The sequence below is a fragment of the [Clostridium] symbiosum genome (assembly GCA_036419695.1).
GTDB classification, from domain to species: domain Bacteria; phylum Bacillota; class Clostridia; order Lachnospirales; family Lachnospiraceae; genus Otoolea; species Otoolea symbiosa_A.
In genome coordinates this window covers 2,710,426-2,722,637 of sequence record CP143946.1, presented here as the reverse complement: position 1 = coordinate 2,722,637, position 12,212 = coordinate 2,710,426, and the positions used below count along the sequence as shown (strand labels likewise).

Here is a 12,212-nt window from a genome sequence, read left to right as displayed (position 1 = left end):
GGATTGGACTGGTTTTGACATTTAAGTATCATTTATATAACAAAGTATTTTCCTGTTTCATGTTTTTATTTTTGGTAGGTTACTCTTTTTTGGGGATTTTGTAGGAAAAATGCAGAATTCCGAGCCAGAGTCTATTAACTCAATGCAGGCTGTAGATATTAATGAGCTGGAAATTCGTCTTTTAAAGCTGAATACAGTGGAACGATTCCTGATCCAATTCTTGATAGCAGTTACGGCAATAAATATCTTGGCTGGATGTTTGTATGAAGGAAACCGCGATATCATAATTACCTTTTCATACCTGTCATGTATCATTATCATGGCATGCCTCCTTGCCGCTTCCTGTTATATGCGAAAGACGGACGCTGCCATACGGGAAAGCGTCAAGTCTCTACTTGGGGGTAAGGAATTAATATATTTTGTCCTTTTAGGCAGCTTTTGTGTGGGGTTATATGATATGTTGTTTCACTCCAACTTTATATTTGATTTTTTTGTACATGGCTTTTTCTACTTTTGATGATCTGTATTTTGCCGATAAGCTTTATGCCTTTTTACGTTCATATCTAAATGTTACTTGTTGTCAAATTTATAACCGAAAGGATTGATTTGGTAGAGGACAGGCGATATCCTTGCAGTTGACAACTGATTTTAAAAAAATTATACTTTATAGTATCAGAAAAAATAATTCGGTACGATAAAGACATTTTTTGAAATATAGAGCAGGGAGAAGATAAATGAGGCAAAATAAGATAGAAAAATTGACAAAAGCAGAAATGGAATTTATGGAATATATCTGGACTTCTGAAGGGAAAAAAACGCTTCAGAATTTTGTTGACTACTTTTCTGAACATAAATGATGCTGTAGAGAGGACAAGTTATGATAAGAATGAAGTATTGGATTTACACATATATATACCCCAATCTAGAAATCATAATGTTGTTACTAATACTTCTTATCGATTCACTTCATTTTTTTAGTGTTGATTTAAAAAAGGCCATTTTGATTTTTTATTCAATAATTGTAGTTCTAATTATTTTAGAATTACTCTATTTATTTGAAGTAATCGCAAAAAAAAGAGGTTTTATCGGATTACCAATTACGATATGTTTATATTTTGAAAGTAATATAATTCAGGAACTTTCTCTACATAAAATTCAGTATCCCCTTTTTAGCCTCTTTTGGGGGATGATAGTGTTAATACGAATCATTGAAGTGGTTTATCTTTACAAAAAGCAACGACATAAAAAAACATGTTCCTATAAAGGAATTCTGTGGAGTACGTTTGCTGATCTGTTGTTTGCATTAAGACATATCATATTTATATGAAAGAATCCTAATCTTACAATATGATAAAAGTTAGAAAGTGGAACAAGCAAATATGTCTATGTTCCACTTTCCTTTTTAGAGCTTTGTCAATATTATTTAGTTGGTAATTATATTGTTGAACCAACAGGTAGGAACATTTTGACACTGACTTAAGATGGAGAAACAACAACTCTAGTTCAAAATATATTATAACGAACACAAAGATTTATCTACTTTAAATCCTTATAATCAATCACTTTAGACAAACATATAGAATAATGATTTTATTTCTGCTTTTTCCAGATTACCGTAATCATACGTCTTTCCGCCAATATTTTTTCGCATACTACCCCTTCCCCCTTGCATATACTTGTATCAGCATAGCCAAGGGGGTATTTTTATGGACAATTTTAACGTATACAGCGACATTAAGGCCAGAACCAACGGAGAAATCTATGTAGGTATCGTAGGCCCCGTCAGGACCGGAAAATCCACTTTTATCAAGCGCTTTATGGAGCTGATGGTGCTGCCGGGCATGGAAGATCCCCATTCCAGGGAACGCACGCGAGATGAACTTCCCCAGAGTTCCGCAGGGAAGACGATTATGACGACGGAACCGAAGTTTATTCCAAAAGAGGCGGCCCAGATCGCATTGAGCGACGGCGTGGATGTGAAGGTACGGCTGATCGACTGCGTCGGATTTATGGTGGAAGGCGCGGCGGGCCATATTGAGAATGACACGGAACGCCTCGTAAAAACTCCATGGTTTGACACGGAGATTCCATTTACGGAAGCGGCGGAGATTGGAACCCGGAAGGTGATCAACGACCACTCCACTATCGGTCTTGTCATCACGACGGACGGTTCCTTCGGTGATATTAAGCGGGGCAACTACATAGCGGCGGAAGAGAAGACGATCAAAGAACTGAAAAACCTCAAAAAACCGTTCCTGGTTCTTTTGAACTCCATGAGGCCCTATTCCGATGAGACCAGGGAAATGGCAAAGCAGATGGAGGAGAAATACGGCGTCCAGGTGATGCCTGTCAACTGCGAGCAGCTCAAAAAAGAAGATATCAAGGTGATCATGGAAGAGATTCTGCATGAATTCCCGGTCACTGAGATTGATTTTACGATTCCAAAATGGATGGAAATTCTCCCGAAGGATCACTGGCTGAAAAGCAGGGTAATCCAGTCCGTCAAGGAAATGTTAAAGAAGACCGACCACATGAGAGACGCCCAGGACGCCCTTCCGGCCGAGGACAGTGAGGCGGTGAAGAGAATTAAGATTACAGGCATGAAGATGGCCGACGGCAGCATCCAGGCCCAGATCGAGGTGGATGACAGCCATTACTACCAGATTCTGAGCGAATACGTGGGCGTGCCGATTGAGGGAGAATACCAGCTCATGCAGACCTTAAAGAACCTGGCCTCCATGCAGAAGGAATATGAGAAGGTGAGCAATGCCGTATGCCAGGTGAGATTAAAAGGCTATGGCGTCGTGACCCCGGACCGCTCCGAGATTGTGCTGGATGAGCCGCAGTTAATCCGCCACGGCAATAAATATGGGGTGAAAATGAAAGCCCAGGCGCCGTCCATCAACCTGATCAAAGCCCATATTGAGACTGAGATCGCACCGATCGTGGGAAGCGAACAGCAGGCGGAGGATCTGATTACATACATCAAAGAAAATGCCGGCCAGAGTGAAGAGGGTGTCTGGAGCACCAATATTTTCGGAAAATCCATTGAACAGATAGTGGATGACGGAATCCAGGCAAAGATTTCCCAGATGACGGAGGACTGCCAGATGAAGCTCCAGGATACGCTCCAGAAAATTATTAATGACAGTAATGGCGGTATGATTTGCATTATTATCTGATATCGGGTATACTTAAACCATCAGTTTTGGCAAAAACAAATACAATACAGGAGATGGTTACATGAAATTAACTTTTATCGGTGCGGATCATGAAGTAACAGGAAGCTGCCATTTACTGCAGGCATGTGGTTTAAATGTCCTGGTAGACTGCGGAATGGAGCAGGGAATTAACAAGTTTGAGAATGCGGAACTTCCCATCAGCTATGCTGATGTGGACTATGTGCTGGTAACCCACTCCCATATCGACCATGTGGGGATGCTGCCGTTTATCTATGCGCGGGGATTCAGAGGCCAGGTGATGGGGACACGGGCCACCTGCGATCTCTGCGAAATCATGCTCAGAGACTGTGCGCACATCCAGGAGACAGAGGCGGAGTGGAAGAACAGGAAGGCAAAACGTGCAGGCAAGTCGGAGGTTCCGCCTCTCTACACGATTAACGATGCCAATGGGGTGCTGGAACACTTTATACCCTGCAATTACGATCAGATAATCAAACTGAAGGACGGCTTTGAGATCCGCTTTACAGATGTTGGCCATCTCCTGGGTTCCGCTTCCATTGAGATCTGGATGACCGAGGAGGACTGCTCGAAGAAAATTGTCTTCTCCGGTGATATCGGCAATAAGAACAAACCGCTGATCCGAAGTCCGCAGTATATCCACCAGGCGGATTATGTCGTTATGGAGAGCACCTACGGCGACAGGTTCCACAAGCATGTCGGCGATCACGTGGAAGAGTTTGCCAGGGTGATCGAGGAGACCCTCGACCGGGGCGGCAATGTGGTAATCCCGGCCTTTGCGGTCGGCCGTACCCAGGAGGTTCTCAACTATATCAGGGTAATCAAGGAAAACCATCTGGTCAAGGGCCACGATAATTTCCCGGTTTATCTCGACAGCCCGATGGCTGTGGAAGCCACGGCCGTGTTTAAAGAAAACATGATGGACTGTTACAACGATGAGACAAAAGCCCTGATTAAAAAAGGCATCAACCCGATTTCATTTCCGGGGCTGCACCTTTCGATCACAAGTGATGATTCCATTGCCATCAACTTTGACGAAGAACCGAAGGTGATTATCTCAGCGGCGGGCATGTGTGACGCCGGCCGTGTCAGACACCATCTGAAACATAATCTGTGGAGGCCGGAGTGTACGATTCTTTTTGCCGGATACCAGGCTGTGGGAACTTTGGGACGCAGTATCGTGGAGGGCCGGGAAGAGGTTAAGCTCTTTGGCGAGTCCATTGAAGTCAGGGCCAAGATCGAAAAGATCGAGGGCATCAGCGGCCATGCGGATCAGACCGGACTTCTCGAATGGGTCGGCAATTTCATGGAACGCCCCAAGCATGTGTTTGTTGTACACGGAGACGACGAGGTCTGTGATACCTTTGCCTCCCTTGTGAAGGAGAAGTTCGGAATGGAAGCGGATGCCCCGTTCAGCGGAAGCTCCTATGATTTGAAAGAGGGCTGCTTTATCACCGTTACCGAGGGGATTCCGATTAAGCGCGATACGGAACCGGCTAAGAAAGCATCCGGCGTATTTGCACGGCTTCTGGCTGCGGGCGACAGGCTCCGTAAGGTCATCATGCACAATGAGGGCGGCGCTAACAAAGATCTGGCCCGTTTTGCGGATCAGATTAATTCGCTCTGCGACAAATGGGACAGATAGTGATACAATAAGACTGAGAATAAACCTGCAAAGGAGACCTGAATTTGAAAGTAGAAGTATATACAGACGGTTCTGCCAGAGGCAATCCTGACGGACCGGGCGGTTTCGGCAGCGTCCTTCATTACCGGGACGCAGCCGGACAACTGCATGTAAAGGAGATATCCGCCGGATATAAACGCACCACAAACAACAGGATGGAGCTGATGGCCGCCATCGCCGGCCTGGAGGCGCTGAACCGTCCCTGTGAGGTGAGCCTTTATTCCGATTCCAAATATCTGGTGGATGCCTTTAACCAGCACTGGATAGACAGCTGGCTGAAAAAGGGGTGGAAGCGCGGAAAGAATGAACCTGTCAAGAATGTGGACTTGTGGCAGCGCCTTTTGAAAGCCAAGGAGCCCCACCAGGTAACCTTTATCTGGGTGAAAGGCCACAACGGACATCCTGAAAACGAGAGGTGCGATTTCCTGGCAACTTCCGCCGCCGACGGGGACAACCTTCTGACAGATCCAGGGGCCTGAGCAGATTCACTTTTTCCCGTAAAATGAACGTTTAAAACCGGTCAAATATTAAATAAATCTTACAAAATATTACTTATTTTTGGTACCTATTTCCTTTCCCGCATAAATATGATATCTTTAATTCAAACAATGCGAGGATGGATTAATATTGAAAAATAGAGGAGTAATAATTGCAATTATTTTAATTCTGATAATGGGTGCAGGCGTGACTGTAGGAACCAGGCGTTTTATACACGATAAGACGTCTGACAGCGCTGCGCCCAATTTTCAGAGCCAGCTTCCTCTCTCCGAAGAGCTTGACATGGAGAGCATGGCCATGGCGGCGGCAGGGATGACTTCCCTGCCGGAAAGCGGAGAGCAGGAAGCCGGGGCGGGAGCGGGAGATGTCCGTAACCAGGAGACGGCAAAGGAACCGGATCCTGAGGAATCCGGTTCTGAGACGGGAGAACAGAAAGCGGCAGGCCGGATGGCGGATGCCGCGGCGGGAAGCGGAACGGTTTCCACTTATTCGGATTCGGCTTCGGAAGGAACGGCTTCCGTAAAAGAGGAAGCGGCCGCTGTTTCCGCAGATACCGATGCGCCCGCTGCGGCTCCGGCTGCGGAGAATGCGCCTGCCGCCAAAAGCAGCGTCGTGATATCTCCCCTGACCGGCGTCAGTGAATCGGACACGGCGGTAACGGAATATGTTACAACCCTTGACGGTTACAGGAAGAAGTTAAATGAGATAGACGGCCTGATCCAGAATATGCAGGGATCGGAAGCCAGCTCCAATACGGATTCCCTGAAGAAGGTCGCCGACTACGAATACTATCTCTGGGATACGGAACTGAACCATATTTACCAGGCAATCCTGGAAGGGATGAACGAGGAAGAAGCGCAGGACCTGAAGACCGAGGAGAGGGCCTGGATTCGAAGCCGTGATCTGGCAGCCAAGAAAGCTGCCTCCAAGTTCGGCGGAGGCACGATGGAAAGCCTTGAATACACGGCGTCCCTGTCGGATTCCACCAGGACCAGGGCCTATGAATTATTAGAACAATACGGAACATATATAACAGAGGGGAAGGACTGACAGAGTCCTTTCTCAGAGTGTCGACAAAGTCGCCACTCTGTAGAATTCATGGCATAACGCCATAAATTCTAGTCACCGAAGGAAGAACTGCCGATTTCCTCGCGCAAGGGCTAAAGCCCCTAGAAATCGGCAGTTCAGCACTACGGCGGAACTGAATTCCACCTACGTGATTTGAAATGAGGGTTACACCCTCAAACTCCTGATATAAGGAAAATATAGTTTGTCGACAAGCTGGGGAAGGACTGACAGAGTCCTTCCTTTATTATTGTTCACATTCCGCTTGAAAACAGCGTGCTGCGCAGTGAACAGTAACACGCGGAATACATCCCGAGGGAATAGTAACCTGTCGTAACGGTTCATGCTGTCTGAACTGTTACAATCTGTCTTTTTCTTCCCCGGCAACACGTTCAATTTCCTCTTGATAAATGGATTTTCCTATGATAGGATATAAAGAATGAAGAATTATATAATAGAAAAGACAGAAACTTACAGGAGGAAGCAACGTGGAAAAGTACGGTGTAAACGAACTTAGAAAGATGTTTCTGGAGTTCTTTGAGAGCAAGGGACATCTGGCAATGAAGAGTTTTTCTCTGGTTCCACACAATGATAACAGTCTGCTGCTTATCAATTCCGGCATGGCGCCGTTAAAACCATATTTCACAGGACAGGAGATCCCGCCGAGAAAGAGGGTGACGACCTGCCAGAAGTGCATCAGGACAGGCGATATCGAGAACATCGGTAAGACTGCCCGCCACGGCACTTTTTTTGAGATGCTTGGAAACTTCTCATTCGGTGATTACTTTAAGACAGAAGCAATCCACTGGTCATGGGAGTTTTTAACCGAGGTTGTGGGACTTGACCCCGACCGTCTCTATCCGTCCGTTTACCTGGATGACGATGAGGCATTTGATATCTGGAATAAGGAGATGGGAATTCCCAAAGAGAGAATTTTCCGTTTCGGCAAAGAAGACAACTTCTGGGAGCACGGCGCAGGCCCCTGCGGTCCATGTTCCGAGATTTATTACGACCGCGGCGAGAAATACGGCTGCGGAAGCCCGGACTGTACCGTAGGCTGCGAATGCGACCGCTACATGGAAGTATGGAATAATGTATTTACCCAGTTCGACAACGACGGCCACGGCAATTATACGGAGCTGGAGCACAAGAACATCGATACAGGCATGGGACTCGAGCGTCTTGCCGTTGTCGTTCAGGAGGTGGATTCCCTCTTCACCGTGGACACGAACAAGGCTCTTTTAGACCGCGTATGCGAGATGGCCCACACGGAATACCAGAAGGATCATGAGACCGATGTTTCCCTGCGTATCGTGGCCGACCATATCAAATCATGTACGTTCATGATCTCCGACGGTATCATGCCTTCCAACGAGGGACGTGGCTATGTGCTCAGAAGACTTTTAAGACGTGCGGCCCGCCACGGAAAGAAACTCGGCATTGAAGGAAAGTTCATGGCCGAACTGGCAAAGACCGTGATCGCCCTCTCCAAAGACGGTTATCCGGAGCTGGAAGAGAAGAGCGCTATGATTTTCAAGGTGCTTTCTGAGGAAGAAGATAAATTCAATAAGACCATTGATCAGGGCCTTGCCATTCTCGTCGATATGGAGAATGAGATGGCGAAGAACCATGAGACGGTGCTTTCCGGAGAGAATGCATTTAAGCTCTACGATACCTATGGATTCCCGATCGATTTGACAAGGGAGATTCTGGAGGAGAAAAACCTTTCTTTAGACGAGGACGGTTTTGCCGCTGCGATGAAAGAGCAGAAAGAGAAGGCAAGAGCCGCCAGAAAGACGACCAACTATATGGGAGCCGATGTCACCGTATACCAGTCCATCGATCCGTCCATCACTTCGGAGTTTGACGGATACGGCAAGCTTTCGGATGAATCCGTAATCACGGTTCTGACGACGGAGACAGAGATCGTGGAAGCGCTGACAGACGGAGAAGTAGGCACCCTGATAGTTAAAAAGACACCGTTTTATGCTACGATGGGCGGCCAGCAGGCCGATATCGGCGTCATCACGACACCGGATGCCGAATTTACAGTAAAAGACACGATTAAGCTTCAGGGCGGCAAGATCGGCCATGTCGGCGTTGTCACAAAAGGCATGTTCCGCACGGGCGACACCGTAACCCTGACCGTTGATAAAGAGAACCGCGAACTGACGGAAAGAAACCACTCCGCAACCCATCTGCTCCACAAGGCCCTGCGCACCGTGCTGGGCACTCATGTAGAGCAGGCAGGTTCCCTGGTTACAAGGGACAGGCTGCGTTTCGACTTCACCCATTTCTCCGCCATGACGGGCGAAGAGATTGCAGCGGTAGAGAAGATTGTCAATGATGAGATCGCCGCTTCCCTTCCTGTGGAAACGATGATTATGAGCCTGGATGAGGCAAAGAAGACAGGCGCCATGGCCCTGTTCGGCGAGAAGTACGGCGACAGCGTCCGCGTTGTTAAGATGGGAGATTTCTCCACAGAGCTTTGCGGCGGTACCCACGTGGGCAACACGGGCACCATCTCCGCATTTAAGATTGTATCCGAGGCGGGCATTGCGGCCGGTGTCAGAAGAATCGAGGCACTGACTTCCACAGGTCTTATGAATTATTACAAAGAGATGGAGAAAGAACTCCATGAAGCAGCCAGAGTGGTTAAGTCCACACCGGCCGATTTAAGAACCAAACTGGAAGCTATGCTCGACGAGCTCAAAGCTCTTCATTCCGAGAATGAGAAGTTAAAGAGCAAACTGGCCAACGATTCACTCGGTGACGTTATGGATCAGGTACAGGAAGTAAACGGCGTGAAGCTTCTGGCAGTCCAGGTGAAGGATGTCGACATGAACGGACTCAGGAATCTGGGTGACCAGCTCAAGGAGAAACTGGGCGAGGGCATTGTTGTGATTGCATCCGTTCAGGACGGCAAAGTAAACCTGATGGCATCCGTTACGGATGAAGCTCAGAAGAAGGGCGCCCATGCGGGCAACCTGATTAAGGCGATCGCAGGCCTTGTCGGCGGAGGCGGCGGCGGAAGGCCGAATATGGCCCAGGCCGGCGGTAAAAACCCTGCCGGTGTGCCGGACGCGCTGAAAAAGGCGGCGGAGGTCGCAAAAGAGCAGATTAAATAAGGTTCTGCCATCAAATCAAAGAAAATTTAAGAAAACATAAAAATCCTGTTGACGTATGGAATTTTTATGATATAATTTTACTAGTGCTAAAAAAATACCCAAACAGTTGTATTAATATGCACTTATTACACAACTGGAGGGAGGTTAGGTGTGAGCTATGTCAAATGTAATCGTTAAAGATAACGAAAGCTTAGACAGCGCTTTACGCAGATTCAAAAGAAACTGTGCAAAGGCTGGCATTCAGCAGGAGATTCGCAAAAGAGAGCATTACGAAAAACCAAGCGTTCGTCGTAAAAAGAAATCTGAAGCTGCTAGAAAACGCAAATATAATTAATTATACGATGAAAAGATATGTTAAGCATACTTTTCACCGCGGTTAATGGGTGAGGGCGTGTTAAACATGCTTTTCACTGTCAAGAGCGAGATGAAATCCCTGGTTTATTTAAACCAGGGATTTTTGTTGAGTGGCAATAAAAAGATCGTGAGGAGGTTATGGAAGATGACAGGAATGAAGAGGAGAATATTGTGGTCTGCGGTTCTGGCAATCGCCACTGTTTTTTTTCTGACCAGTGAAACCACACTGGCCTTTCCTCTTTTAATGGATCCGGCATCCGTCTTTTGTCTGCCGGTCACGGCGGGGATTGCCTTCCTCTATCTGAAAGCTTTTTTTCCATTGGAAAACAGAAGATTTATTCTGAGCCTGATATCGGGGTTCCTGATGGGGCTTATGTTCATCCTGGGTATCCGCTACTCCCTGAATGAGATACCGGCGCCCACGGCCTTTGGTTTCTTAACGGCGCTTTCGGCCGCCACGCTGCTGTTCTCGGCGTTTACCGGCATTCTTTTGAGGATGATTCCCCTTGTGTCCAAAACAGTGGGAGAGGTTGGGAAGAAACCGGGAATAAAACAGCTTGCGCTCCTGTTCCTGCTCACCTTTGCCGTCTATATGACGGCGCTCCTGGCCGTTTATCCAGGCGTGTATTCCTACGATGCCTCGGTTCAGATCCTGCAGGTTTTCGGAAGCGATCCGCTGACAAGCCATCATCCGGTTCTGCATACGCTGTTTCTCTGCGGCAGCCTGAAGATTGGGGAAGTGCTTTTCCACAGTTACCAGATTGGCCTGGCTCTTTACAGCCTGATCCAGATCACGGTGATGGCGGCAGTATTTTCGTTCGTCCTGTACCGCATGATGCGAAGAAACGCGCCTCTCTGGCTGATACTCGCCTCCTGGCTGTTTCTGGCGGCGAATCCGTATATGCAGGTACTCGTCCTGATCACAACAAAGGATGTGCTTTTCAGCGCCTTTTTCCTGCTGGCTTTTGATTTCTCCATCGACATGATATCCGATCCGGAGCATTTTTTCAAAAGCCGTGCATTAATGGCCGGTTTCTTTTTATCGGCGCTGTTTTCCTGCTTTTTCCGGAACCAGGGTATTTACGTATTTCTGTTTTTTTCTCTCTTTGCCCTCCTTTTCTTTGTCAGATATAAGAAGAAAAGCGGCGGGGCGCGTCCCCCGGCATCCAGGTGGCTTATCTTTTCCGTTGCCCTGGCTGCGGTATATCTGACGGTAAACGGGCCGGTGCTTACGTCCCTCGGCGTGGAAAAGGGAGATGCGAAGGAAATGCTGTCCGTCCCGATGCAGCAGCTTGCCAGGGTCTGGCATGAAAAGCCGGAGAGCCTTTCAAAAGAGGAGAGGGCCTACATTGAGGCGCTGATCCTGCCGGACGCCCTGGAGGGTTATGTCAGGGTAAATGCGGATCCGGTGAAGAGCGGTTTTCAGACAGAGGTTGTGAAAAAGGATCCCGGAATGTTTTTAAAGACATGGGCTGCCATTGGCGCAAAAGAGCCTCTCGTCTACCTCGATTCCTTTTTAATGGGAAACTGGGGATACTGGTATCCCGGAGAGACCCAATACTGGATCAATTATATCGTCTTTGACGGCTCTTTTATGGAGGAAGAATATAATATTCTCCACATATTCAGAAACAGCCGTTTCCCGCAGTATGAAAACTATCTGCGGAGTATCAGCCTGACCCCGGAATATGAGAAAATTCCTCTGCTGGCCCTGATTCTCAACCAGGCGTTTCCGTTCTGGCTGATGCTTCTTACGGGAACCGCGCTGGTTTACAGGCGGCAGGCCGCGCTTCTCGTTCCGCTTTCGATGATTTTCGGCTACTTCGGCACGCTGCTTCTCGGGCCGGTCACCTGTGTCAGGTATGCGCTGCCTCTGATTGTGTGCGTTCCCCTGATGGCGGAAATTCTCCTGTACCGGACGCGGGAGAGGATTGTAAAAGAATAAAACCGGATTTTTTTTCATATAATCTCAGTAAGGACTTCAAAAGGCGGTACGCTCTTGTTCAACAGGCAAAAAAAAGCGGTGGTATCGGCCCTCAATCTGCCGGAAGATGTCTTTTTTGGAGAGATGCTTCTGTCCTTTACCGGCAGCCATTCGGCTGTAGTGGAAAATTACAGAAGCATTGTTTTATTTACGGACACGATGTTGAAACTCCAGGGAAAGACCACAAAACTGACCGTGGAGGGAAAAAATTTATCGATTGAATATTATGATAAGGAGCAGTTGAAGCTGACGGGACACATCAAGTCGGTGGATTTTGAATCTCTCTGATTTCAGGAGGC

General features: G+C 47.5%; 9 protein-coding genes. All 9 read left to right on the top strand.

What is annotated here, in order from left to right:
* Nucleotides 1-734 precede the first annotated feature (734 nt).
* The 9 genes from V3C10_12540 to V3C10_12500 all read left to right on the top strand — a co-directional run bounded on the left by V3C10_12540 (nucleotide 735) and on the right by V3C10_12500 (nucleotide 12,201).
* A complete protein-coding gene (locus V3C10_12540; GenBank protein WVP60149.1) occupies nucleotides 735-857 on the top strand; it encodes a hypothetical protein in 123 nt (40 codons plus the stop codon).
* An 849-nt stretch (nucleotides 858-1,706) separates the two neighbouring features.
* Nucleotides 1,707-3,182 (top strand): stage IV sporulation protein A, encoded by a 1,476-nt coding sequence (gene spoIVA, locus V3C10_12535; protein ID WVP60148.1) that lies wholly within the window; start codon nucleotides 1,707-1,709, stop codon nucleotides 3,180-3,182.
* A gap of 61 nt (nucleotides 3,183-3,243) precedes the next feature.
* Nucleotides 3,244-4,845, top strand: coding sequence for an MBL fold metallo-hydrolase (locus V3C10_12530; GenBank protein ID WVP60147.1), 1,602 nt, complete (start codon nucleotides 3,244-3,246; stop codon nucleotides 4,843-4,845).
* Nucleotides 4,846-4,889: 44 nt separating this feature from the next.
* Nucleotides 4,890-5,363, top strand: coding sequence for a ribonuclease HI (gene rnhA, locus V3C10_12525; GenBank protein ID WVP60146.1), 474 nt, complete (start codon nucleotides 4,890-4,892; stop codon nucleotides 5,361-5,363).
* A 148-nt stretch (nucleotides 5,364-5,511) separates the two neighbouring features.
* Entirely contained in the window at nucleotides 5,512-6,432 is a 921-nt protein-coding gene (locus V3C10_12520; GenBank protein ID WVP60145.1) for a lysozyme inhibitor LprI family protein, read from the top strand.
* A gap of 536 nt (nucleotides 6,433-6,968) precedes the next feature.
* Nucleotides 6,969-9,575, top strand: a complete 2,607-nt coding sequence (gene alaS, locus V3C10_12515; protein ID WVP64621.1) for an alanine--tRNA ligase — start codon at nucleotides 6,969-6,971, stop codon at nucleotides 9,573-9,575.
* Nucleotides 9,576-9,732: 157 nt separating this feature from the next.
* The gene (gene rpsU, locus V3C10_12510) at nucleotides 9,733-9,909 is read left to right on the top strand and encodes a 30S ribosomal protein S21 (GenBank protein WVP60144.1); all 177 of its coding nucleotides are present in this window, start codon (nucleotides 9,733-9,735) and stop codon (nucleotides 9,907-9,909) included.
* A gap of 165 nt (nucleotides 9,910-10,074) precedes the next feature.
* Complete coding sequence (locus V3C10_12505; protein ID WVP60143.1) at nucleotides 10,075-11,874, top strand: DUF6020 family protein; 1,800 nt, start codon at nucleotides 10,075-10,077, stop codon at nucleotides 11,872-11,874.
* 54 nt (nucleotides 11,875-11,928) lie between these two features.
* Nucleotides 11,929-12,201, top strand: a complete 273-nt coding sequence (locus tag V3C10_12500; protein ID WVP60142.1) for a YabP/YqfC family sporulation protein — start codon at nucleotides 11,929-11,931, stop codon at nucleotides 12,199-12,201.
* Nucleotides 12,202-12,212 lie beyond the last annotated feature (11 nt).

Coding starts and splice junctions, on each gene's coding strand:
- rpsU (WVP60144.1), top strand. CDS start 9,733: ATGTCAAATGTAATCGTTAAAGATAACGAAAGCTTAGACAGCGCTTTA.
- V3C10_12505 (WVP60143.1), top strand. CDS start 10,075: ATGACAGGAATGAAGAGGAGAATATTGTGGTCTGCGGTTCTGGCAATC.
- V3C10_12540 (WVP60149.1), top strand. CDS start 735: ATGAGGCAAAATAAGATAGAAAAATTGACAAAAGCAGAAATGGAATTT.
- spoIVA (WVP60148.1), top strand. CDS start 1,707: ATGGACAATTTTAACGTATACAGCGACATTAAGGCCAGAACCAACGGA.
- V3C10_12530 (WVP60147.1), top strand. CDS start 3,244: ATGAAATTAACTTTTATCGGTGCGGATCATGAAGTAACAGGAAGCTGC.
- alaS (WVP64621.1), top strand. CDS start 6,969: ATGTTTCTGGAGTTCTTTGAGAGCAAGGGACATCTGGCAATGAAGAGT.